The sequence below is a fragment of the Streptomyces sp. NPDC056580 genome (genome assembly GCF_042793175.1).
Taxonomy (GTDB): Bacteria; Actinomycetota; Actinomycetes; order Streptomycetales; family Streptomycetaceae; genus Streptomyces.
Genome location: NZ_JBHTVE010000021.1, coordinates 79589 through 102344, shown reverse-complemented (window position 1 = coordinate 102344; position 22756 = coordinate 79589). Strand labels below are relative to the sequence as shown.

Below are 22756 nucleotides of genomic sequence, written 5' to 3'. Positions count from 1 at the left end.
ACTCAGCTCCCGTCCGGCTCGGAGACGGTCGCCCGCAGGGCGGTCGGGTCGAATCCGTTGCAGGGGTTGTTGATCTGCGGGCAGTTGGACAGCAGCACCAGGACGTCCGTCTCGGCCCGCAGCACGACCTTCAGGCCCGGGGCCGAGATGCCGTCGACGATGCCGAGGGTGCCGTCCGGCTCGACCGGCACGTTCATGTACCAGTTGACGTTGGACACCAGGTCGCGCTGGTCCAGGCCGTGCCTGGCGCCCTCCGCGAGGAAGTTCTCCACGCAGGCGTGCTGCGACCAGGTGTGGTGCCCGTAGCGGAGGGTGTTGGACTCCTTGGAGCAGGCGCCGCCGATGGTGTCGTGCCGCCCGCAGGTGTCCTCGACGACCGTCATCAGCGGCGTGTGCTCACCCGACAGCAGCACCGAGCCGGTGGTCAGGAAGATGCCGCCCTGGGCCTGGACGGTGTCGGGGGCGCTGTAGCGCACGGACGTGTCGTGCGCGTCGTAGACGAGGAAGTCCGCGGCCTGGTTGCCGTGCAGGTCGGTGATGGTCAGCAGCGAGCCCGCGCGGACGACGGCAGACCAGGCGGCGCGGGCGGGGACGGTCGCGTCGGTGACGACGCGTCCCGCGCGGGTGGGCGTGGTGGTCATCGGGTCTCCGTAAGTTGTTAGGCGGCCCGGGAGGGCCGGATGTGGCTGATCGGGTCTTGCCAGGTGTGGCTCCGAAGGAGTGGCCGTCCGGCTCTCCGGGGCGCCCTGGCTGCTGATTGAGATGTGCGCGCTTCGTGCGGTCGCTGATTACGGAGATGACAGCGGGGTGTTCCTCGGGCCGACGGCATGCTGTGCGGAACGAGGAGGGGCGAGTGAGCGAGCGACGGGAGCAGGTCTGGGCCGGTGTGGACGCCGGCAAGGGACACCACTGGGCAGCTGTGGTCGACGGCAGCGGCGCCACCCTGTGGTCGAAGAAGGTCGACAACGACGAGTCGGCGATCCTGACCGCGCTCGGCGAGATCCTGGACCTGGCGGACGAGGTTCGCTGGGCGGTGGACATCTCGGGAACAGCCTCCGCGCTGCTGCTGGCGCTTCTCGCCGCGCACGGCCAGCGGGCCGTCTACGTGCCCGGCCGCACAGTCAACCGCATGTCCGGCGCCTACCGGGGTGAGGCGAAGACCGACGCCCGCGACGCCTACGTCATCGCCGAGACCGCCCGTCACCGAGGCGACTTCGCCACGATCGAGGTGCCCGCCCAGCTGGCCGCCGATCTGGCTCTGCTGACCGCCCACCGATCGGATCTGGTGGCGGACCGGGTGAGGATGGTCAACCGGCTGCGTGACGTACTGACCGGTGTCTTCCCCGCCCTGGAGAGGGCCTTCGACTACTCGCACCACAAAGGCGCCCTGATCCTGCTGACCGGCTACCAGACCCCGGCGGCCATCCGCCGGCGCGGGCGGGCCCGGCTGACGGCCTGGCTGGCCAACCGCGGTGTCCGCGGCGCCGACACGGTCACGGCGACTGCCGTCGAGGCCGCCCAGGCCCAGCAGACCGCACTGCCCGGAGAAGACGTCGCCGCCCAGATCGTCGCCGACCTGGCGGCGCAGATCCTGGCCCTGGACGACCGGCTCAAGCGGATCGACAAGCAGATCCACGAGACGTTCCGCAGCCACCCGCAGGCCGAGGTCATCGAGTCCCTGCCCGGCATGGGCCCGATACTCGGGGCCGAGTTCGTCGTCGCCGCAGGTGACCTGTCGGCCTACACCGATGCCGGCCACCTTGCCTCCGCGGCCGGACTGGTGCCCGTCCCGCGTGACTCCGGACGCCGCACAGGCAACTTCCACCGGCCCAAGCGCTACAGCCGTCGCCTGCGACGGGTCTTCTACATGTCCGCGCAGACCAGCATGATGCGCGAGGGGCCGAACCGGGACTTCTACCTCAAGAAGCGCGGCGAGGGCTGCAAGCATGTCCAGGCCGTCATCGCCCTGGCCCGCCGACGGGCCAGCGTGTTGTGGGCTCTGCTGCGTGACGGACGGCTCTTCACCTCCACCCCACCGGTCACGCAGGCGGCTTGACTTCGTCATTGAGACTCCTTCGGGGATACCCCTGCTTTCGGGCCGGGGAGGAAACGAGGCTCCCGCGTAGCGGGGCAGGCAAAGGTGAATCGCCGACACGGCGATGCGGCGTCTATGGCCACCGCCCGACACCTACGGTTCACACGGAAGCTGATACTGTGTGAGCTATGGCGCAGCAGGTCAAGCGGGCGTTCAAGTACCGCTGTTACCCCACGAACGAGCAGGCAGTAGAGCTGTCCCGCACGTTCGGCTGCGTCCGCCTCGTGTACAACAAGGCGTTGGAGGAGCGCACTCGCGCCTGGTACGGCGAGCAGCGCCGCGTCTCCTATGTGCAGTCGTCGGCGGCGCTGACGGAGTGGAAGAAGACCGAGGAACTGGCCTTCCTGACAGAGGTGTCCTCCGTCCCTCTTCAGCAGGCCTTGCGTCACCTTCAGACCGCGTTCGCGCACTTCTTCGCCAAGCGAGCGAAGTACCCGCGCTACAAGAGCCGGAAGAAGTCCCGAGCGTCGGCCGAGTACACCCGCAGCGCCTTCAAGTGGCATGACGGGCGACTGACGCTGGCGAAGATGGCCCAGCCACTGGACATCCGCTGGTCGCGCCCGCTGCCCGAAGGCGTGGAGCCGACGACCGTGACAGTGTCCCGCGACGCGGCCGGACGCTGGTTCGTGTCCCTGCTGTGCGAGGACACCATCACCCCGGCCCCCGCCACCACTTCGGCCGTGGGCATCGACGCCGGAATAACCTCCCTGGTGACCCTGTCCACCGGGGAGAAGATCACCAACCCGAAGCACGAGCGCCGCGACCGCCTCCGGCTGGCCCGCGCGCAGCGGGAGCTGTCGCGGAAGGCAAAGGGCTCGGCCAACCGCGACAAGGCCCGGGTTAAGGTCGCTCGCATCCACGCGCGGATCGCCGACCGGCGCCGCGACTTCCTGCACAAGCTGTCGACTCGGCTCGTCCGTGAGAACCAAACGGTCGTGATCGAGGACCTGACCGTCCGCAACCTGCTGAAGAATCACTCGCTCGCGCGTGCCATCTCGGATGCGTCGTGGACGGAACTTCGCTCCATGCTGGAGTACAAGTGCGCCTGGTACGGGCGCGAACTCGTCGTGATCGACCGTTGGTTCCCGTCCAGCAAGCTGTGCGGGGTCTGCGGCACGGTCCGCGGGAAGCTGCCGCTGAACGTCCGCGAGTGGACGTGCGCCTGTGGCGCCGTGCATGACCGCGACGTGAACGCGGCACGCAACATCCTGGCCGCCGGGCTGGCGGCGTCTGCCTGTGGAGACGGTGTAAGACCTCAACGGGAGTCCTCCCGGACGGGGCGGTCGTCGGCGAAGCAGGAACCCCAGCGGGCGACCGCTGGAACTCCCCGCCTTTAGGCGGAGAAGGAAGTCAAGCGATCCCCCTGGCGGCGAGGTGCTCGGCGGTGTTGAGGAAGGCGCGGCGGCCCTCGGGCGTGGCGTTCCACAGTGCGTCGTGCGGGCCGGTCGGCCGGGCCCGGTACGCGAGGACCTCCAGGGGGCCGCAGACGTAGTCGGGGCGCGGGTCCAGCGGGTGCGGGACGTTGGCGATCAGCACGGTCAGCGGCTGCTCGGCGCGCAGCGTGACGGACCCGCCGGGGCCTGCGGAGCCGGTGAACGCGGTGGTGCCGTCCGCGTTGATCCGGACGCCTTGGAAGAAGGAGACGGACGGCGGGACGTCCCGTGGGCCGAGCCCGTTCTTGAGGGCGGCGAGCTTGAACAGTTCACGTCCGGCGGGGGAGGCCGACTGAGGGGACCCGTCGCCGTAGCGGGCGGTGTTGCGGGCCAGGGCGGAGGTGCCGGTGAGGGCGTCGTGCCGGCCGGAGGTGTCCGCGGTGACGGACGCGAGGACCCGGCCCTGGCCGGACAGGAGCAGGTGTCCCTCGCCGAGGTAGGCGTTCCAGAGCACCTTGAGTGTGTCGGCCGTGTTCAGCCGCTCCCACGGGCGGTCCGCGCTGTAGAGCAGGACGTGGGCGCACGCGTCGCCGGTGGGGTCGGTCAGCCGCAGCTCGGTGCCCCGCGCGAGGATCTTGTGGGTGTAGTTGCCGCCCGCCACGGTCTCGGCCCACACGAGGTCCTCACCGGTGATCCCCTCCGGCGGTGCCGGCCAGTCGCTCGCGGGGAGTACGGGCATGGTGGCGGACCTCGTGCCCTCCTGGGCGCGGGCATGGTCCCGGGCACCACGGGCCGACGCTGTCGTTGACGGTGTCGTCACGGCTGAACCTCCGGCTCGGCGCTATTTCTGTCGTGTGACAGAAATTAGGGGCGGGCCGAGTCCTGGCGGTTGCTCGTGCGTTTCCGGGCGGTAACCGCCGCCTCACCGCCGCCGATCGGCGCCCGGGCAGCCTGCGGCCCTGTGCGAGGATCACAAAGTGAGCCCGCCCACCAGCAGAAGAGTCGGCCGCCCCCGTGCCCAGGAGCGTCCCGCCAGTGGACTCCCGCCCCGCGAGGAGGTGCTGGCCGCCGCCGCCGAGCTGTTCACCGCGCACGGCTACACCGCGACTTCCACGCGCGCGGTCGCCGAGCGGGCCGGGCTGCGCCAGGCGTCGCTGTACCACTACTTCGACGGCAAGGAGGCGATCCTCGCCGCGCTGCTCGAAGGGACCGTCCGCCCCTCGCTGGAGATCGCGCGCGAGCTGGTGAGGCGTACCGGGACGGCCGCCGAGGCGCGGCTGTGGGCGCTGTGCCACTCCGACGTGCTGCTGCTGTGCGGCGGCCTGCACAACCCGGGGGCTCTCTACCTGCTCCCCGAGGCGCAGACGGAGCGCTTCGCCGTCTTCCAGCAGGTCCGGGCCGAACTGAAGGCCGCGTACGGGGAGTTGCTGACGGACACGGAGCCGGGCGCGGCCCTCGCCGCGGAGGAGCTCGCCCTGCGCACGGACCTCGTCTTCGGCCTCACCGAGAGCGTGATCCTCATCCGGCGCGCCGACCCCGCCCGCGATCCGCGGGCCCTCGCCGCGGCGACGGCCGACGCGGCACTGCGGGTCGCGGGCGTGCCGCAGCGCTCCCTGGCACGGCAGCGCCGCGAGGGGCAGCGGCTCCTCGCGGCGTGGCGGTGACGGCGCGCCCGGGGCGCGGGTCCGCTCAGACCGGTGCGGCCTCCGCCGCGTCCGTGCGGCCCGGCGCCCCGGCCGCCGCGGCGGCCGGGGCGCGGCGGCGGCACAGCACGCCGGCGGCGACCGTGGCGCCGAGGAACAGGACGGTGAACCACTGGAAGTACCAGTGGCCGCCCGCCGGGTCGTACACCCCGGCGCGGGGCCAGGAGAGATTGACCGTCATGAACAGCCCGTACCCGACCGCCAGGGCGTTGACCGGCAGACCCCAGCGGCCCAGGGAGAACAGCGGCCGGCCCAGCTCGTCGCGGCCGCCGGCGTCCGTCGCCGGCCACTGGCCCCTCAGCCGCCGGACCAGCATCGGCGCGGTGACCCCGGCGTAGGCGAGGTAGAGCATGGCGATGCACGTGGTGCCGATGGCCAGGAACGCCTCCGGGGAGGCGAGGTTGAGCAGGGTGAGCGCCGCGGCCAGGACGCCGACCGTCAGGGCGGGGGTGAACGGCATGCCCGTGCGCGGTGAGACTTTGGCGAGCCGTGCGGACAGCGGCAGCATCCCGTCGCGCGCCATGGAGAACAGCATCCGCGTGCCCGCGGTCTGGATGGCCAGCGTGGCCACGCAGATGGCGACCGCGACGTCCGCGAGCAGCGCCCTTCCCGCACCGCTGCCCAGACTGCTGGTGAGGACGTAGCCCAGTCCCTCGGTGGCCAGCCGGCCGTCCCCCAGGCTGGGCGCGGCCAGCACACCGCCGAGCAGCAGCAGGCCGCCCAGTACGCCTGCCGCGGCGAGGGCGCCGAGGATGGTGCGCGGAGCGGTCCGGCGGGGATTGCGGGTCTCCTCGCTCATCTCGCCCGCGCTGTCGAAGCCGATGAGGACGTAGGCCGCGGTGAACGAGCCCACCAGCAGCGCCGCCACCGGGCCGCCCTGGCCGCCGGTCCTCAGGGTCACGCCGGCACCGCGCTCGGCGTGGGTGAACAGCAGGACGACGATGAGGACCGCGCCGATGATCTCGGCCGTGACGCCGACGCGGTTGACGGCGGACATGACGCGGTTGTCGACGACGTTCACGACCGTGGTCAGCACCAGCAGAACGAGGGCCAGCAGGGCGGCGTTGGCCGCCCCGGTCGCCGTGGTGGGCGCCGGGTCGCCGCCGGCCAGCTGGAAACCGGACCAGATCGCGGGCAGTACGACCTGCAGCGCGAGCGCCGCCGCGGCGACCACGACCACCTGGCCGATCACCATGATCCAGCCCGTGAACCAGCCGAAGGCGGGGCCGCTCAGCCGGGTCGACCACTGGTAGACCGCCCCGGAGATGGGGTAGCGGGCGGCGAGTTCGGCGAAGCAGGCGGCCACGAGCAGCTGGCCGGCGAGCACGGCGGGCCAGGTCCACAGGAACAGCGGCCCGCCGAAGGAGTAGCCGAAGGCGAAGAACTGGAAGACCGTGGTCAGGACCGAGATGAAGGAGAAGCCGGCGGCGAAGGACGCGTACCGGCCCATCTGCCGCCGCAGTTCCTGGCGGTAGCCGAATACGGCGAGCGTGCCGTCGCCGGCGGCGCCGGCGGACGGTGGCGGTGGCGGTGGCGGTGCGGGATCGGTGGTCACGGTCATGGCGGTCCCCTGTCGCGGAGGCGTGATCCTGCGAGTTCCTGTCGTGCGACAGAAATTAGGGACGCCCCGTTTCCCCGGGGTGTCACGACCGTGTCCGCGCCGTTAGTGACCCCTCTCCGCGGCACCGTCGCCGGGGACGGGGCGGCACTCGACCATCGTGCTGCTGCGGCACGGCCCACCACTGGCCGTCAGGTTCGCCCCGCCCACCGGGGTCAAGGCCTGGACACCCAACGCGGTCCGCCTCGTCTGAGGGCGTAGCGCAGAACGGTCGCCGTTGACGGCTCCCTCGTCGTGACAAGGGTGTTGACGGGTCTCGGCGACACCCAAAGATCCGTGCCGCTCGAACTCCCGATCAGCACGATGATCTCTCCCCCAGCGTCGCCCACCGCCTCCTCGGACCGTTCCGCTTCGCGCTCGGCGGCATCCGCGTCCGCACCTACCCCGTCCGCTCATGGGCCGACAGCCTGTAACGGGAAGTCGGCATGCGGGCCACGTCGCCGACACACCCGGAGGCTCTTCTAGCCGATGCCGACCGGTGCTGTCCCGAAGACGCCGGAACCGGCAGGGCAGGGGCGAGCGGCATGGGACGACTGACGCTACGGACTGCGGGGTGTCCGCGCTGTGAGCAGCCAAATTTGAAGAGGCGGACATGGAGCAGATCGAGCAGGGGCTGAAGCGCGCGTTGCGCACCCGCCCCGTCCCCTCGAGCACCGAGGGCCGCCTGCGGTTTCTGCTGAAGGCGCACCGGGGCTCCACCTGGAGGGTCTCCGCCGTGCTGGGAGTGGCGCAGCGCACCGGGCAGCGGTGGGTGACGACGAAGCCCGGAGCGCGTCGTGGGCCCCCTGCGGGTGGCGGCGATCGAGGAAGCGGTCCTGGCGCGGTGGCAGCCCCGGGTACGAGCCCGCCTGCGTGTCCAGGCCGAGGCGGAAGGCTTCGTCCTCCATACCCGGGCGCGATTCGGGTTCGCGGCTCCGGCAGGGTCCCCGGACGCGATCCGCGAGTGCGGTTGGATCACCCAGCCCCTGCCGTGAGAGGTCGCCCGGGAGCTGTTCGCCGGCGGCCCTTCTTACGGTGCGGTGACATGCCCGGGCCGGCGGACGCGGCCCGCACGGTTCACCGGCCACTATGGTCCCGCAGCAGGAAGGCGTCGCTGCGGCACAGGGAAAGCGGCTGCCGCAGCGGCCCCGGTGCCCCGGGTCCACGCCCGGGGCACCGGCTGCACTACCGACCGCGCCTCGACGCCGGGCCGCAAGCGGCTGTCGCGGGCGCAGCCCGGCCGTCTCCGCAACGCGCAGCAGGTACGCGCGGTCACCTGGCGCGACGAGCAGCTCCTGGTCCTCGCCGGATACGAGCCGGGTGAAGCAGGCCGCAGCCCGCAGGAAGACGCCCGCCCAGGGGCAGTACGGGGAAGGCGGCGCAGCCGTCGGTGCAGCGGACGCGGTCGTGCAGAGCGAGCGTGGCCGCAGCATCGTCGTAGTCGCGGGGGCGGGCGGTGGCAAGTTGCTGAAGGGAGGCACCGACTCTCACCACCACCGACACCAACCCGAGAAATCGCACATCGAGGCAGTCGGCGGCCGCCTGGTTGACCTGACGCGACGTGATCCACGCGGCCGGGATCAGGTGTGCCCCTGGGACCTTGTGACGGCCATCGCGCCGACGTCCGAGGATCGAGCAGCAGCAGCTTGGGTTATCGCCGACGAGATCATGCTCGCGCGTACCGACTTGGACACCGAGGCCTACGAGCTGTGGTGTGAGGCCACTCTGGCGGACAAGAAGCTCGTAAGCGGGGACCGAGACCACGTCCTGTTGTATGCCGCTCCGGTCTTCGAGGCCAACGATCGCACCGGGGTGACGGGCTATATAGGTGAGTGGCTCTGGTATCTCTCCACGCGGGACCTCGTGCCCGAACCCGGGCGAAGCGTCGACTTCACGAAGCTCGACCCGCAGGACCTGGCTGCGGCGTCGTGACGGCCGCCCTCGAGGGTGGTCCGGCCTGGAGTCACCTCCCGTGGCTCTGGGCTGTACCGCCTTGTGCGTGAGGCTGAGCTGGCGGGCAGGATGGGCGGGCAGGGGCCGTACGGGACGTCCTCGCACAGGGCGTTCCGGTCCCGCCCTCTTCTGACCTGTGCACGCGTGCGGTGGCAGCACCTGGCTCGCTAGGCGGATGTTGCCGCGAGCGCGGCGTCGGCCGGTGCCGCCGGACCGTGCCAGTGTTGCAGCGCTTGGTGGAGCCCGTCGACGTGGTCGTGACCGGCGGTACGCAGCCAGGCGGTGTGCCCGTCCGGCCGCAGGAGGATGGCGTGGAGTTCGGGGTGGTCGGGGCATGTCGCTGTGACGATGTCCACGCGGTCTGCCCATCCTGCGGCCGACTCGCGGATGACGCTGCCTGCGGTCAGGTCGAGCAGCAGGCCGCGTCCCGAGGTGAGCAACTCGGCCAGGCGTGTGGGGCCGTCGCCTGTGGTCAGGGTGAGATCGGGCGCCAGGCGGCCCAGCCAGGGGTGGTCGGAGGCGGGGCGCATCTCGTAGCGGGTGTCCAGTGCGGTGATGGTCTCGACAAGGGCGCGGTTGCCTGCGGGGTGTCTGGCGATGCGGGTGAGGAGGTCGGTGATCGGAGCGAGCCGGTCGTCGGCGGCGCCGAGCAGCACCTGGGCCTGTGTGTTGGCCAGTAGATGCGCACCGGCGGTGTGGCGTTCGGCGTGGTAGCTCGCGAGCAGGTGGGCCGGCGCGGTGCCATGCACGGTGGCGGCGAGTTTCCAGCCGAGGTTGAACGCGTCGTCCAGGGCGACGTTGACGCCGATCGCCCCGGCCGGCGGGTGGATGTGCGCGGCGTCCCCGGCCAGGATGACCCTGCCTCGGACGTATTCGGGCGCCTGCCGGGCGGCGTTGCCGTACCGGGTCAGCCAGTGCGCGGCGCGCAGCTCGACGTGGTGGCCGAGCGCGTCGTCCACGGCGGTTTGGAGCAGGTCCAGGGTGACTGGGGTGTCCTTGTCGGCGGGGGGTTGCCGGTCGGTGGTGATGATCCGGACGTAGCCGGGGCGGGGGATGACGAACACGGTTCCGCCGGGGCCGGTGGTCGCGCCGAACGGCAATGCCTCGGGGTCGGCGAGCTCGACGTCGCCGAGCAGGAAGAAGCGGGTCGCCTCGGTACCGGGGAAGTCGATGCCGGCCTGTCTGCGGACGGTGCTGCGGCCGCCGTCGCAACCGACCAGGTACGCGGCCCGGATGCGGTACTCACCGTCGTCGGTGGACACGGTGGCGGTGACAGAGTCGGAGTCCTGTTCCAGGGCGCGCAGTTCGTGTCCGCGTCGGATGTCGGCTCCCAGGTCGAGGGCGTGCGCTTCGAGGATCTCCTCGACCCGGGTCTGCGGGATGCCCAGCGAGTACGGGTGGTCGGTGTGTGTGCCCGCGAGGGTGAGCGTCACGGGCAGGCCGGAGAACGCGGCGTGTGGCACTTGCCAGCCCTCGGCGATGAGCCTCTCGGCGAGGCCGCGTCGCGCCAGCAGGTCCAGGGCGCGGGCGTTGAGGTTGAATCCCCGGCAGTAGCCCGGCCGCTGCGCGTGGCGTTCGACCACAACCGTGTCGACGCCGGCGAACCGGAGCTCGCTGGCCAGCAGTAGCCCGGCAGGACCGGCTCCCACGATTAACACCTCGGTCATCGGGTGCTTCCTTTCCGGTTGGTGGGGGCGGTCCAGGTCCACCCTTGTTCGGTTCGCTCAACCTCGGGCCAGAACAGGCTGCCGTCGCGAATTTCGGCGATGGTCCGCCGCGTCCAGGCCAACTCGGCCTCCCAGGCGTGCAAGGCGCACTCGGTTTCGATCATGAACAGTCGTGGGACCTTGCCGGAGCCGACCGTGTCGGCCAGCACCGCGCTCGTCTCCTCGATCCGCTGGGTCAGATGCCCCGCCCGTTCGACCAGTGCCTCCGCCGCCCGGTCCGGACCGAGCGCGCCAAGGTAGGACACCGCAGCCATGAACTTCGGGTACTCCGCAACGGGCGTGCGCAGGAGTTCATCGATCCAGTGCACGAACTCGCTCCGGCCCATCTCGGTTGCCGCGTACACGGTTCTCTCCGGACGCCTGCCGTCGCGCTCCGTCTCCACCGGCTCGATCCAGCCGTGCCGGACCAGCGCCTCGACCGTGTCGTACAACGACCCGGAGTTCACCTTGAAGCTGCTGTCCTTATGCCGATCCCGCAGGGTGGACGCCATCTCGTACGGGTGCATCGGCTGTTCCTGCAGCAGGCCCAGCACGGCGAGCGCCAGAGTGTTGGAGATCTTCCGCTTCGCCATCTACATCACCGCTCTCTAATAGTAGGAACCGACTATATGACATCGACCGCAGGAGGCGCGCCTGCCGAAGCCTGACCAGCCACGCGGATATGGGATGGAGGCGGTGCCATGGATCCATCAGACTCTGGTCAGCGCCCCGTTCACCGACTTCACCTGGCAGCACATCAAGCGCACCGTCGCCCGGCGCGCACAGCGCGACCAGCACGAACACGACCCGGCGCTGGGCGCCCGGCCGCTGCGCCGCACGATCCAGCGCGAGATCGAGGACACGCTTTCGGAGAAGATCCTCTGCGGCGAGCTGCGCCCCGGCCACATCGTGGTCGTGGACACCGAGGGCGAGGGCGACACCGTCACCTTCACCTTCCGGGGTGAGGAGAAGTCGGCACTGCCGGACGTCCCGCCGATCGAGCAGGCCGCGGGCGGGGCCGGACCCAACCTGAGCAAGGACGCGTAAGCCTCCTGCGGTCGGACCGACGAGAGGGGCCGGTGCCTTCGGGCACCGGCCCCTCAGCGTTGTGCCAGGGTCACTACGGCGTGAGGGAAGAATGGCTCGAAGTCAGCCAGCCGGAGGAGCTTCCCAGGTCGGCTTGTGAGGGTCACCGAGCGCAGTCCCGGCAGGCGTGCCGCCAGGGCGGAGAGGTCCTCGATACCGTGTAGGGAGGAGACCATCAGTTCCTCGATGCCCGGGAACTCGGGCATCAGCGTGAGGGACTCGGGGAACTGACGGGCGATCAGACCGTCCATGTGCAGTCCGGTTAGGGCTGGTAGGCCGGCTACCGCCTGCCAGTCAGTGGCCGTGAGCGCTGCGGACAAGAACCCCAGAGCGAGCGTCCGCAGGCCCTGCCAATGCTGGAGTCCGCGCAGCCCTGTGGTGTTGGTGCTGTTGCGGCCCAGGGAGAGGAATTCCAGCGGTGCGTCGGTCGGCAGCGCCTCTGTGAGGTCGGTGCCGGGCAGTTCTAGATTCGCGGAGAGACTGGTCAGCGAACGCAAGGACCGCAGCCCGTTCACGTCGGCCATGCGGTCCAGAACGAGCAGGTCCAGCGGCAACGCGCCCAGGCACTCCAGGGAGGTCACGGGACCGCACCTGGTCAACCGCAGCTCGGTGAGAGAGACGAAGGGAAGCAGGCCCGTCAGATCGGAGACCTCGGGATTGTCCCGCAGATCGAGCGCTGTCACCGTCTCCGGCTCCGGTACGGCGGCCACGATGTCCTCGATGCGGTGCGGGCCGCGGACGGTGATGTCCGGCCAGCCGCTCATGCGGCACAGAGCCGCGAGTTGCCCGGATGACGTGCAGAGAAGACTGAGCCGTGTCCGATCGAGATGGTCCAGCACCTCGATCGCGTACTGCTCGGCGTCGAACCGCTCCCACGTCCCCACCACCTGTCGCCGCACGGTCAGGCCCGGATGGTCCCGGAACCGTCGCAGCACCGCCAGGGCCCCCTCCGGTTCCTCCTCCCCGAGGAGTGAGGCGGTGACCGTGACCCCGTGTGCCTCCTCGTCCGTGAGGTCCTCCGGGCCCGGCAGCAGCTCCAGCACCAGCGGGCCCGCCTCCGCCAGGGCCTTCGCGTCCCCCGGCGTCCGCGGCGGGATCAACTCGCCCGCCTGTGCCTCGACCATTGCCCGGACGCCCGGGTCCATGGCCGTCGCGTGTTCCAGGCAGGCCAGGGCCAGCAGGGTCAGGCGATGGGTGTCACGGGCCAGCAACTGCCGGAGGACCGACGCCCGTTCACGCGGTCTCGCGTGGGCCACCGCCATGCGGATGACGTCCTCCCACTGGGTGTCGTCGGCGTGGCTGACGAGGACGTCCAGATGGCCCTCCTCCACCGCGTAACGCGCGCCCAAGTAGTCCTGGAAGGTGCGGTGGACGAAGTCGACCACGCCCTCCGCCGGCTGTCGCAGCAGGCCGCTGCGCAGGAGCAGCGCCCGCAGTACCGTCGTCGCGTCCCCGGACGCCGACGCGATCGTGGGCAGGCAGCGCTCCACGATGCCCTCGGCCGTATCGAGGTCCATCTCCGTGCGGCCGCTCAGCACCAGCGCGTACGCCAGCCGCTGAAGCAGCTCCATCTGGGCCTCCTCGCCCAGTTCGGCGCCCATGCCCCGCTCCCGGTCCCGGCGGGCGAGCAGCATGGTGAGGGCGGCGTCGTACAACTCCTTGCGGCCGGTGGGGAGATAACCCCGGCGCTCGCGGTGCAGGGCGCAGATCAGGCCGCACATCAGGGGGTTGGTGGCCAGCCGGGCCAGGTCCCGCTTGGTGCGCAGGGAGTCCAGGAGCGGCTGTTCGTACTCCGGTGCCCGCGCGGCCTCGTGCCAGCGGTGCACGAACGTGGCCACCTCGGTGCGGCGCATCGGGGCCAGGGTCAGTTCCCGGAAGCCCTCATCGGCGAGCCAGTCGGGGCGTACGGCGGTCGGGCGGGAGGTCAGGAGGACGGCGTTGCCGGGGTAGGCCGCGAGCAGGGAGCGCAGCCAGTCGCGGGTGCGGTGGCGGTCGGCGGCCGGGATCTCGTCCAGGCCGTCGACCAGGATCAGGCCCCGGCCCGCGGCCAGGACGCGCTCGGCCCAGCCCTGGGGCGGGGTCAGCGGGCAGCCCACCGCCGCCAGGAAGCCGTCCGGCGCGGGCAGCGGGCCGGTGCGGATCAGGGTGCGCAGCGGCAGGACGTACGGAATGCGGCTCGCGTCACGGGCCGCGGTGACCGCCAGCCACTGCACCAGCGTCGTCTTGCCGGAGCCGGCGTCCCCGCGCAGCAGCACCCTGGAGCCGCCGGCCAGCGCCTCCTCGGCGGGCAGCCGCCCGGGCGTGGCGGGCGGGTGTCCACGGGGCTCCAGACCGGACGGCCGCTCGTCCTCGGTGGTCGCCTCCAGGCTCAGATAGGCGACTTCGAGCGGCCAGCGGTCGGGGAAGTCGCGCAGGTCGATGCCGTAGATGGTGATGTGGTCGTGGTGGTTGGCGAGGTAGGGGAGGTAGCGGCGTTCGAAGGCCGCGTCGCGGGCGTCGGGGCGCGGGGTGCGGGCGATCAGCTCGTCCGCTTTCGCTATGAGCTCCGCCTGCGCACGGCTCTGCTCCACCAGGGTGCGGGCTACGAAGGTCGACCGCCGGGTGAAGAACTCCAGGATGTGCAGGCAGGCCCACTCGGTAGCGGAGTCGAGGAAATGGCGGGCGTCCGTGGAGAGGGGCTGCGGGTTCAGAAAACCGGAGCGGTGGCGGAGCTGCCGGGCGAGTTCCGCGCTGCCCAGCCGTACGGCCTGTACGTCGTCCATCTCCAAGTCGCCGAGGGCGAGCAGGCGGCGGGCCAGGGCGTCGGCGACAGCCTCCTGTTCGTCGGCGGGGAACGGGGGCTCGCCCGGTGACTCCACCGCCTGGGTCACGATCCGTTCGGCGAGCCGGTGGACCTCTTTCTCGCCCAGCGTCCGCTTCTCGCCCCGGAACGACACCAGTGCCGACAGCCGTACCGGCCGGTCCACCAGATCCGCGCCCGGGCCGTCCTGGACGAACAGCTTCCGCACCAGCGGGCCGATCAAGCCGGAGACCAGCTTGCCGCCCAGTACGACCGGCTCCATCCGTCACCCCCGTCTGCGTACCGCGTACGGAAGGAGCCTAGCCAAGGGTGCGTCGTGAGCGTTACGACAACTGGCCGTCGGAGTCGGGCAGCTTGAAGGTCTTCTAGGCGTGACCGCCAGAGAGGTCCGTGGCGTTGGTGCCGATGTTGGCGATGATCGTGTAGCCGTCGTTCTCGAGTCGACGCGCTGGGCGGTCCTGTAGGCGGCGACGTCCTTGAAGAGGTCGCTCAGGCCGCGGACGTACACGGCCGGAGACCTCGTAGCCGTCGTGCTCGAGGTTGTACTCGTGGGCCAGAACAGGACGCCGGGGCGGGCGGTGACGAAGAAGAGGGAGACGCCGTGCTCCTGGGCGTATCGGGCGGCGTCCAGGACGGGCCGGTTGGCGGGCTGGGTGTAGCTGAAGCCGAAGTCGGTCTACAGCGTGGTGTTGTCTATGCCGAAGACGGTCGCCTGCTTCTCGCCGGGCCTGGCGGCGGCGTTGCGCTGCTTCCGGTAGGGTAGGGCCTGGTCTATGACGACCTGGCAGTCCTTCTGCCAAGTGGGCGTAGTCGACCTTCGCGGCGGTGATCGCGGCTACGGAGCAGGCCGACCTCCGCCTGGTCCACCGGCTGGCGGGGCGGGGCGTGTCGGGCGCCAGGAAGCGCCGACGTCCGGATCGGGGAACAGGGGCGCTCACGGAGCCTCCCGATCGTCGCGGTGACAGGTGACGGGATATCCGGGTGCCGGGTGGATGCGCGGCAACCGTAGTTGAGCCGAAGCTCAGGAGTTGTCACCAGCGGGACCGGCTGAGCTGGTGAATGGGGACGTTCGAGGCAGCCTGGTTGTCACCAACGAGGCATTCGACTTGTCACAGGCGCTCATTCAGCAGTCTTTCTGCCACCAGAAACGAAGATCGGGAGTCTGAGGTTCTCCACGACGCTTCGATAAGCTCATGGCCGCTACACGCGCTGGGTCGGGAAGGCTAGTCGAAGCCGCTGACGCCGGGTCCGTTTGGTCGCATCAGTGCAGGTGAGAAGACCTTTTCGTGCCGACGGACGTCGACGCGGGCAGATCCGGTCTGGATCTGGGCGACGGCTGGACGAGCCGGTGGGCGGTTTCGTGGCGGGCCGGCGGGGACGATGCGTCCTGCTCGGTGCACGATCTGGTACAGGAACCGGTGCTCACGAGCGACCCGATGCGGCACTTCACCTGGCGCCGGGACCAACGGCACCGTCCTGGCCTGCAGTTTCTGACCAGTACCGGCCGTCACCACGGCGCGGAGAGCCTGGAGGAGAGCCGGGTGCTGCTGGCCCTGGACTTCGCCGGCGACGTGGTCGACGTCGTCTCGCAACCGCTGAAGTTCTCCTTCGCGACCTGCGGGAAGCGCCGCTCCCACACCAACTGACTACCTCGCGGTGACCCGACGCGGCGTCTGGCTGATCGACGTACGCCCCGATCCCCTGATCAAGGGGTCGGACCGGGAGTCGTTCGCCGCAGCCGCCGAGGTCGCCGTCGCCTGCGGTTGGCGCTACGCGGTGGCCGCCCGCTGGCGCGAGCACACCTTCGCAGGGCTGGACGCGATAGCGTCGCGGCGCCGACTGAGGTCCGACCCGCTGAGGCTTCGGCCGGTGCTGCTTGCTGAGGTCGGGGGCGGGCGGAGGTTCGGTGAGCTCGCGGCGGCGACGGGCTGCGAGCCAGTCGCCCGGGCCCAGCTGCTGCACCTGCTGTGGTCGCGGCAGCTGGGCATCGACCTGGCCGGCCCGCTCCAGGACCGCTCGCTCGTGATCCCCGCTGGGGAGGCGGGCCGGTGACCGCGGCGGCGGTGCTGGACCTTTCCCCCGGCGCCGGGCTGGTGCTGGACGGGACGGAGTGGACGGTCGAGCGCCGCGAACCGCACCTGGGCCGGGTGCAGTTGGTCAAGGACGACGGCACCCGCGAGCGGGTGACGTTCCGGTTCCTGGCCAACCATCCGCAGTGTCGGCCGTCGTCGCGGACGTCGGCGGCGGGGGCCGACCGGGGGCCGCCAGCGCAAGGCGTCCGAGGATCTGAAAGCGGGCCGGCTGGAGCTGACCGAGCTGCGGATGGCCCACCTGCTGGAAGTGGCGACATACCGAACGCGTTCCTGACCGACAGAAACAATACGGAGCGGAGCGCCGTGCCGGGCGGGGAGCGCGGTGGCCGGTCACGGTGAGCGTCACGATGACGGCGTCGAGGTCGACCGGTTCCGGGGTGGTGGCGCTGTTCCCCAGGCGGGCCAGGGCGAGCAGGCCCTGCACCATGAGCAAGCCGAAGATCCGTTCACCGTCGCCGAACCCTGATCCCGGTGTCAGTGGGCGGCGTTACGCTCACTTTCCACAGCGACCAGGGGTGGGTAGGCATGGACGACGGCGCTTCAATCAACGTCAGCAGTCTCCTCAACGGGGACGACCCAATTGAGGACGCCAGCGAAGACCTGCTGCAGCGCTCCGGGCTCGCGGACGCCTTCGCGGCGGAAATCCGCAGGACCTCTGCGAAGCACGGCGCGGTTGTCGCGCTTACGGGAAAATGGGGCTCGGGCAAGACTTCTCTGCTGAACCTCACCGCGAGTGCCCTGGAATCGCTCGACGACGTCCAGGTCGTCAAGTTCAACCCGTGGTTCTTCTCCGGAACCGACCAGCTCATGCGGTTCTTCTTCGACGAGCTCGCTGGACAACTGCGCGACGAACGCGGGCTGAAGGACAGACTCAAAAGCGCGAGCCGCACAGTCGCCGAGCGCCTGGGCAGGTACTCGTCCGCTCTGTCTCCGCTGAAGTTCATCCCTGGCGCCGGGGCCGTTCTGGAAGGTGCAAGCGCCGTCGCCACCGGAGCGTCCAAGCTCCTGGGCGAGGAACAGGAGACCATCCACCAACAGCGCGCGGAGCTCACTGCACTCCTCGCCGCTCTGCCGGGGCGGATCGTGGTTTTCGTCGACGACATCGACCGCCTGTCACAGCAGGAGATCCGCGACCTTTTCCGGCTCGTGCGTTTGACGGGGTCGTTCCCGAACATCGTCTACGTGCTCTGCTTCGACCGTTCTGTAGTGGAGAGGGCGCTGACGGACGGGGCTGTCGAGGGATCCGCGTACCTCGAGAAGATCGTGAAGATCGCGATGGACGTGCCTCCGCTCCCCACGCAGGCGCTCTCGCCAGTCATCGGCCAAGGACTGGCCGAGGCGCTCGACGGGATCGACGTCGGACCGTTCGACGAGGCGCGGTGGCCGGATATGTTTGTGCAGGTCGTTCTTCCCCTGTTCTCCACCATCCGGGATGTGAAGCGGTACTTGGCGTCAGTGCCTCTGACCGTTCGCAGCCTGCGCGCAGAAGTGAGTCTCGTCGACGTTCTGGCTCTCGAGGCGCTCCGTGTCCGGTATCCCGCAGCGCATGACCTGCTGCCGGCTTCGGTGGATCTACTCACGGAAACCAGCTCGATCTATCAGCGCAACAACGGGCAGACTCCGCGCGAGAAGGCGTTCGTGGAGGACTTCACCCTTCTCCTGGACGGGCACGCCCAGTCGGTCATCCGTCTGCTGTTCCCCGCCGCCGAAAGGCTCTTCGGCGGCAGCAACTACGGCTCTGACTGGGTACCGGCCTGGGAACGGGACCGGCGCGTGGCCTGCGGAAGAGTGCTGGACTTCTACCTCCACCGGCAGCTTCCCGCTGGACGGGCACCCATTCGGTGCATCGAGAGCGTCGCAGGTGCGATCGGTGACGAGTCCGCCCTCACCGAGGCGCTGGGACAGGTGCCGGGCCCCATGCTGGACGATGTCCTCAAGCGTCTTGTCCCCTACCTCCGTGATGTGTCCGAGGAGCAGGTGCTGCCCACGGCCAAAGCGCTGATGTGTCAACTGCCGCGCATCCGCCTGGGATCTACTGGGATGCTGTCTCCGGGCGGTGAATGGGCTGTCTTGAGCCCAGTGAGAGCTCTGCTCCGTACGCTCGGCGAAGACGCGGTCGAGCCCATCGTCCGCAGCCTTTTCCACAGCATCACGAGCCTCCATGGAAGGGCTCTTCTGCTCAGTGTCGTCTCAGGCGGCTCGGACGACCGAGGGATGATCACGGAGGACGCCGCCCAGTCTCTCAGGGGGGATCTCTACTCCCAGCTTCACACGGCGCGTCCCGAGGACCTTGTCGGCGAAAGGATGCTGCTGCAAACGCTCCTCATGGCGACGGCAGGAACAGATGATCCTTCCCCCCTTGAGTCGCGGTCCGATCCCCGGGTCGTCGCGCGCCTGCTGGAAAGCGCGACGACGCCTGTGCACAGCCAGACAATGGGCAGCGTGGCGGTCCGGACGGAAAAGCGGCTCGCCTGGGATCCGCTGGTGAACGTGTTCGGGGGCACGACGCTTCTGGCGGAAGCCGTCGCGTCCGTGCGCCGGTCCCTCGACGACGGGACGATCGAGCCCAGCGAGGAACTGGCAGACGCTTTGGCCCTGTACGAGAAGTACTCGACAGGATGGCGGCCTGAGAGATTCTGACCTCACTCGCTCATGACCGGCGCACAGAAGTGACCGGCGCGCGGTTGGGTTTGTCGGGGCGGCCCGTACCAGGGCGCATGCGAGAAGGGCGGCCGTCGCCGGTGTCTGGCCGAGGGGCGTGATGTGGCGGGCGGGATCGTCCGCGGCGGCGGGCCCTTGTTGTCCGCGGCGTCGGAGGACGACAGCGCGCCCAGCCGGCACCGAGGGCGGTGCCGGTTGGGCGTGTCGGCGGGTGCGGGTGCGATGGTCCGGACGCTGCGACCTGGGATGAGGTGCTGTCGGAGGTGCTGCGGGTCACCGCCGGGCGGAAGATCCTCGCCTACAACGCGGAGTACGACAGGACGGTCATTGTGGGCGACTGCCTGCGGGTGGAGGCGGATCCGCAGCACCTGCGGGCGGCGGGGCAGCGGGGGTGCATCATGCGCCCGCGCTCCGACTAGGAGGGCATGCGCGGCTTCCTTCCGCTGAACGGCGGGCATCGTTCTCTTGGCGATACCTGCGCCGCGCTGAAGATGCTCCCGTCCCTGGCGTCGGCCCCGGAGTGGGTGCTGGAACGTCTGCAGGAGAAGGTCGGCGCCTGAGCTGGCTCGCTCTGACGGGCCCAACGCATGAGCCCGTCAGAGCAGTGGTTTGTCGCCGGCGCCCGTGCTGCCTACGACGGCAACTATCCGTACCTCACGTGAGGAGATGTTCGTCGGCCTCGACATATCCGAAGCCCTGGAGCATGCGTACGAGGGCACGGCGCAGCACTTGTCGGCGCTCGGTGTCCGCCAGCATCGGAGACACGGTGATCGTCACGGCCATCTCGGGCAGCGAGCTGCGGTCGGTCGGCCCAGCCTCGCTGAGATTGATCAAGGTGTCGAGGTTGGCCCGGGGCTGATCGTGTGGTCCCTCGGCACTCACACGCAGCTCAACGGTGGGTGGGCCGGCCCACCGCATGGTCGTGACATCACACGTGGCCGCGGGCAAGACGTCGGCTGCTGTCTCCCAGGCTGCTAGCAGGACGGATGCCATTTCCTCGAGTGTGAGTGTGGTCGACATATCCGGTGGGAGAACGCCAGTCCAGGCGGCGGTGTCCTGGATCGCCACCTCGGCGCAGGTCACGGTCGACGGCTGCAGGGCGCCAGGCAGGGCGGCCATGACCGCCCCGGTCAGGGCCGGGCGACCGTCCGGGGCGGCGATGGTTGCTGAATAGCTCACGGAGTCGATGGCGTTACGGTTCGGCCCCGGCTCCCAGTTCGCGGCGCGCAGATCCGCCTCTCCTGAGCGACAGCGTGGTAACCGCGCCGGCGAGCTGGCTAATGGGGAGTTTGGCCTTGAGGTCGCGGCGGCGCTCCGGAGTGACTGCCACTTCCTCAAGGGTGTCCCAGGGCAGCGTGATGACGGCACGCAGCCGTAGCTGAGGGGCGGGCTGGGCGGCGGTCCAGTTGGTGGCGGAGCGTGTTTGGTTGAAGTGGAGATTCACTTGGGGTTCCCACCGCCAACCGTGGTCGCCGTGGACCAGCCAGCCCTTGCCCCAGCTTCCGCCTTCGAGGGCGACGCGCTGTACGTCCGGGCCGAGCACGGTGGGCTCGGTCCCTGAGGCTGTGGGGTGTCCGACCGCGTTGAGGGGCTCGTCGTCCGCTGCTGGCCGCCCTGCCCTCACCAGGGCACTCCAGAGAGGTTCGCTTACGGCTATGGCCCGGTCGTTTCTCAGGGTGAGCACCCAGCCAGGACCACGTTCCTCGCTGGCCACAAAGTGCTGCACAGCGGTGGTGCCGGAGAGGTATGCGTCGGAGGCTGGCGCCTCAATTCCGGCTGACCGGAGCTGGTCGTACGCCACCCGCAGTTCGCGTTCGTACATCGGCAGGCCCTGGCCCACGCGCGGCTGCCGGTCGGCGGCATTGGGTGTTGCGGGGGGAGGGTCGACGGTTGCCAGCGTGGTGCCCCTGGGCGGGGATGTGGTTCCTTCCGGTGCGAGCAGCCGCTCGTTGAGGAGGCGCATTAGGGCGTCGTAGGTCTCGAAGAAGACGTTGCGCAGGGTCTGCAGTCGCAGCTCGCTCTCCCCGCGCTGGTGCTCGCCGAGGAAGAGTGTCCAGGCGTCTTCCTTCTCCCGTGCTGGCAGATCTTCGGACGCCTTGGCGTCAACGCGGTCGGCGAAGAGAAGGTCGATCATTGCTTCGCTGAGGTCCGTGGCGGCGCTGCTGCAGGCCGTTGCCGCATCGCGCAACGCGGGATCGATGAACTGGAGAGGGTCGTTGCGGAGGGCATCAGCCGCTTCGTGGACGAGCCTGTTGACTCGGCCGCTGACAACGAAGAAGTCCTGGGTGCGCAGCGTCTTGAGCCAGTCGGCGTATGGAGGCAGTACGTCCAAAATCCGCGCGGCCTTTGCGCCGTCGCCCCACGGCGTGGTCTGGGCAGCGGACGTGGAGGGATTCGAGGCGGCGGCGCCTGGGTCTGCCGGATCTGCCTGTTGCTGAACGTCCAGCAGGTGAGTGCGAAGAGCGACGTAGGCAGGGTCCCTGTGCGTCTTGGGCTTGATGATGCTGAAGTGGTCGCCCGGCAGCATGAAGACGTGGGGAAAGACCCCCTGAGCGGAGGCACGGACGACGACCTTGTCCTCCGATCCCCCGAAGACCCAGAAGGGGATGGGACATGAGGAGGCTCCGACGCCTTGGGCGTAGACGATCTGGTCGAGGACCGTACGTTGGGCGTCCTTCACGTGGGGGTTGAGCGGTGTCAGCGCGCGTACTTGAGGGTGTCCTGGCCACCATGCGCTCCGAAGCGGCAGCATGAAGTCGGAGCCGTCATTGGGGCAGGCGAACAGCATGACGCCTCGAATCTTGCTAAGTTGCTGCCCTTCCCCACTGTTGATCATCCGCGCGAGGTAGCGCTGAACGATCAGTCCACCTTGGCTGTGGGCGACTAGAACCAGGCGGTCGTGCCCTACCGCTTCGTAGTGCAAGAACGCCTTCAGCCGATCCGCGAGATCATTGTAGTCGGCGGTGCGACGGTCAGGGCGGAAACGCCGGAGTTTGGGTGAGGCGTAGCCGAATCGCCTCACCGTGACCGAAGCCAGCTCCTCGTCGGATTCAAGGAGCCGGGCGAGCGGGTCCCAGGTCTTCTCGGACGAGAAAAGCCCGTGGATGAACACCACTCCAAAGTTGGTGGTGCTTACGCCCACTGCGCCTCCATGACTTCCCTACAACGCTTCGTGCGTGGCTGATTGTTGCGTATCAGTGGGGCCGCTCGGCGTGGTGACCAAACTTTGTCGGGCAGCAAGTGGCGGGCCAGGCGGTGTAGAGAACTTGACCTGGCCCGCTGCGTAAGAGTTCGAGCGAGTGCTGTTTACCCGGTGCTGCGCCAGGACCGCAGTCGGTCGGCGATGTCGTAGACGGTGAGCCGTAGTGCACGGATGTCGGTGATCAGGTCCCGCCACGGTTCGTACGGGGCGTCCACAGTCTCTCCGGAGGCCTCGATGTAGGCCACGGCGACGCCGTAGGCGTAGAACTCGTTGCGCGCCGGCAGCGGCCTGATCAGCACGATCTGCTCCATGAGCGCCGCCGCTCGCCAGTAGGCGTCGGGTGAGCCCTCGTCCAAGGCCGGGGTATTCACGCGGTGACGGGCGACAGCGGCGACCAGGGCGGAGTAGTCCTGTACCGCGAGGTCCTTGCCGAGGAGTTCTTCCTGTCGGTCGAGGAGCCAGCGGATGTCGACGTGCAGTTCCAAGG

At 69.7% G+C, this 22756-nt stretch carries 19 protein-coding genes and 2 pseudogenes; 11 read left to right on the top strand and 10 right to left on the bottom strand.

The window, feature by feature from the left end; genetic code table 11:
* Positions 1-2: 2 nt before the first annotated feature.
* Positions 3-641 carry an urea amidolyase associated protein UAAP2 gene (locus ACFQ9Z_RS35215; protein ID WP_383029648.1) on the bottom strand — a complete coding sequence of 213 codons (639 nt, stop codon included), beginning with the start codon at positions 639-641 and terminating at the stop codon, positions 3-5.
* 212 nt (positions 642-853) lie between these two features.
* On the opposite strand from ACFQ9Z_RS35215, the gene ACFQ9Z_RS35210 reads away from it, so the two are divergent.
* Together ACFQ9Z_RS35210 and ACFQ9Z_RS35205 are read left to right on the top strand one after the other, a co-directional pair.
* On the top strand, positions 854-2056 hold the full coding sequence (locus ACFQ9Z_RS35210; protein WP_383029645.1) for an IS110 family transposase: 1203 nt from the start codon (positions 854-856) through the stop codon (positions 2054-2056).
* A 167-nt stretch (positions 2057-2223) separates the two neighbouring features.
* Positions 2224-3432, top strand: coding sequence for an RNA-guided endonuclease InsQ/TnpB family protein (locus ACFQ9Z_RS35205; protein ID WP_383029642.1), 1209 nt, complete (start codon positions 2224-2226; stop codon positions 3430-3432).
* A 13-nt stretch (positions 3433-3445) separates the two neighbouring features.
* Here ACFQ9Z_RS35205 and ACFQ9Z_RS35200 read toward each other — a convergent pair whose 3' ends face one another.
* Entirely contained in the window at positions 3446-4207 is a 762-nt protein-coding gene (locus ACFQ9Z_RS35200; RefSeq protein ID WP_383029640.1) for an urea amidolyase associated protein UAAP1, read from the bottom strand.
* Between the two features lie 238 nt (positions 4208-4445).
* Between ACFQ9Z_RS35200 and ACFQ9Z_RS35195 the strand changes: the two genes are divergently transcribed.
* A complete protein-coding gene (locus ACFQ9Z_RS35195) occupies positions 4446-5132 on the top strand; it encodes a helix-turn-helix domain-containing protein (protein ID WP_383029635.1) in 687 nt (228 codons plus the stop codon).
* A gap of 25 nt (positions 5133-5157) precedes the next feature.
* Here the strand turns inward: ACFQ9Z_RS35195 and ACFQ9Z_RS35190 are convergent, their stop codons facing one another.
* Positions 5158-6732 (bottom strand): amino acid permease, encoded by a 1575-nt coding sequence (locus ACFQ9Z_RS35190; RefSeq protein WP_383029631.1) that lies wholly within the window; start codon positions 6730-6732, stop codon positions 5158-5160.
* Between the two features lie 1356 nt (positions 6733-8088).
* Between ACFQ9Z_RS35190 and ACFQ9Z_RS35185 the strand changes: the two genes are divergently transcribed.
* Positions 8089-8700 carry a hypothetical protein gene (locus tag ACFQ9Z_RS35185; RefSeq protein WP_383029629.1) on the top strand — a complete coding sequence of 204 codons (612 nt, stop codon included), beginning with the start codon at positions 8089-8091 and terminating at the stop codon, positions 8698-8700.
* A gap of 188 nt (positions 8701-8888) precedes the next feature.
* Here the strand turns inward: ACFQ9Z_RS35185 and ACFQ9Z_RS35180 are convergent, their stop codons facing one another.
* Together ACFQ9Z_RS35180 and ACFQ9Z_RS35175 are read right to left on the bottom strand one after the other, a co-directional pair.
* A complete protein-coding gene (locus ACFQ9Z_RS35180) occupies positions 8889-10388 on the bottom strand; it encodes an FAD-dependent monooxygenase (protein ID WP_383029626.1) in 1500 nt (499 codons plus the stop codon).
* On the bottom strand, positions 10385-11020 hold the full coding sequence (locus ACFQ9Z_RS35175; RefSeq protein WP_383029624.1) for a PadR family transcriptional regulator: 636 nt from the start codon (positions 11018-11020) through the stop codon (positions 10385-10387). Before ACFQ9Z_RS35175 ends, ACFQ9Z_RS35180 begins: the two co-directional genes overlap by 4 nt.
* A 208-nt stretch (positions 11021-11228) precedes the next feature.
* Between ACFQ9Z_RS35175 and ACFQ9Z_RS35170 the strand changes: the two are divergent.
* A pseudogene (locus ACFQ9Z_RS35170) lies at positions 11229-11474 on the top strand (hypothetical protein); the annotation flags it as partial.
* Between the two features lie 53 nt (positions 11475-11527).
* Here the strand turns inward: ACFQ9Z_RS35170 and ACFQ9Z_RS35165 are convergent.
* On the bottom strand, positions 11528-14575 hold the full coding sequence (locus ACFQ9Z_RS35165; protein WP_383029622.1) for an NACHT domain-containing protein: 3048 nt from the start codon (positions 14573-14575) through the stop codon (positions 11528-11530).
* Between the two features lie 103 nt (positions 14576-14678).
* A pseudogene (locus ACFQ9Z_RS35160) lies at positions 14679-15143 on the bottom strand (HAD family acid phosphatase).
* 456 nt (positions 15144-15599) lie between these two features.
* Between ACFQ9Z_RS35160 and ACFQ9Z_RS35155 the strand changes: the two are divergent.
* The 6 genes from ACFQ9Z_RS35155 (at position 15600) to ACFQ9Z_RS35130 (ending at position 19627) form a co-directional block, all read left to right on the top strand.
* Complete coding sequence (locus ACFQ9Z_RS35155; protein ID WP_383029619.1) at positions 15600-15959, top strand: hypothetical protein; 360 nt, start codon at positions 15600-15602, stop codon at positions 15957-15959.
* A 10-nt stretch (positions 15960-15969) separates the two neighbouring features.
* Entirely contained in the window at positions 15970-16365 is a 396-nt protein-coding gene (locus tag ACFQ9Z_RS35150) for a hypothetical protein (protein ID WP_383029616.1), read from the top strand.
* A gap of 363 nt (positions 16366-16728) precedes the next feature.
* The gene (locus tag ACFQ9Z_RS35145) at positions 16729-16872 is read left to right on the top strand and encodes a hypothetical protein (protein ID WP_383029614.1); all 144 of its coding nucleotides are present in this window, start codon (positions 16729-16731) and stop codon (positions 16870-16872) included.
* Between the two features lie 59 nt (positions 16873-16931).
* Positions 16932-19046, top strand: coding sequence for a P-loop NTPase fold protein (locus ACFQ9Z_RS35140; RefSeq protein ID WP_383029612.1), 2115 nt, complete (start codon positions 16932-16934; stop codon positions 19044-19046).
* A gap of 284 nt (positions 19047-19330) precedes the next feature.
* Positions 19331-19486, top strand: a complete 156-nt coding sequence (locus ACFQ9Z_RS35135) for a hypothetical protein (protein WP_383029609.1) — start codon at positions 19331-19333, stop codon at positions 19484-19486.
* A 6-nt stretch (positions 19487-19492) separates the two neighbouring features.
* Positions 19493-19627 carry a hypothetical protein gene (locus tag ACFQ9Z_RS35130; protein WP_383029607.1) on the top strand — a complete coding sequence of 45 codons (135 nt, stop codon included), beginning with the start codon at positions 19493-19495 and terminating at the stop codon, positions 19625-19627.
* A 94-nt stretch (positions 19628-19721) separates the two neighbouring features.
* Here ACFQ9Z_RS35130 and ACFQ9Z_RS35125 read toward each other — a convergent pair whose 3' ends face one another.
* The 3 genes from ACFQ9Z_RS35125 to ACFQ9Z_RS35115 form a co-directional block, all read right to left on the bottom strand.
* Positions 19722-20246: a hypothetical protein gene (locus ACFQ9Z_RS35125; protein WP_383029605.1), complete on the bottom strand. Its 525-nt coding sequence runs from the start codon at positions 20244-20246 to the stop codon at positions 19722-19724.
* A 13-nt stretch (positions 20247-20259) separates the two neighbouring features.
* Positions 20260-22209, bottom strand: coding sequence for an alpha/beta fold hydrolase (locus tag ACFQ9Z_RS35120; protein WP_383029603.1), 1950 nt, complete (start codon positions 22207-22209; stop codon positions 20260-20262).
* Between the two features lie 164 nt (positions 22210-22373).
* Positions 22374-22754, bottom strand: coding sequence for a toxin Doc (locus ACFQ9Z_RS35115; protein WP_383029601.1), 381 nt, complete (start codon positions 22752-22754; stop codon positions 22374-22376).
* Positions 22755-22756: the final 2 nt, after the last annotated feature.

Coding starts and splice junctions, on each gene's coding strand:
- ACFQ9Z_RS35215 (WP_383029648.1), bottom strand. CDS start 641: ATGACCACCACGCCCACCCGCGCGGGACGCGTCGTCACCGACGCGACC.
- ACFQ9Z_RS35205 (WP_383029642.1), top strand. CDS start 2,224: ATGGCGCAGCAGGTCAAGCGGGCGTTCAAGTACCGCTGTTACCCCACG.
- ACFQ9Z_RS35200 (WP_383029640.1), bottom strand. CDS start 4,207: ATGCCCGTACTCCCCGCGAGCGACTGGCCGGCACCGCCGGAGGGGATC.
- ACFQ9Z_RS35190 (WP_383029631.1), bottom strand. CDS start 6,732: ATGACCGTGACCACCGATCCCGCACCGCCACCGCCACCGCCACCGTCC.
- ACFQ9Z_RS35180 (WP_383029626.1), bottom strand. CDS start 10,388: ATGACCGAGGTGTTAATCGTGGGAGCCGGTCCTGCCGGGCTACTGCTG.
- ACFQ9Z_RS35175 (WP_383029624.1), bottom strand. CDS start 11,020: ATGGCGAAGCGGAAGATCTCCAACACTCTGGCGCTCGCCGTGCTGGGC.
- ACFQ9Z_RS35165 (WP_383029622.1), bottom strand. CDS start 14,575: ATGGAGCCGGTCGTACTGGGCGGCAAGCTGGTCTCCGGCTTGATCGGC.
- ACFQ9Z_RS35140 (WP_383029612.1), top strand. CDS start 16,932: ATGGACGACGGCGCTTCAATCAACGTCAGCAGTCTCCTCAACGGGGAC.
- ACFQ9Z_RS35130 (WP_383029607.1), top strand. CDS start 19,493: ATGCGCGGCTTCCTTCCGCTGAACGGCGGGCATCGTTCTCTTGGCGAT.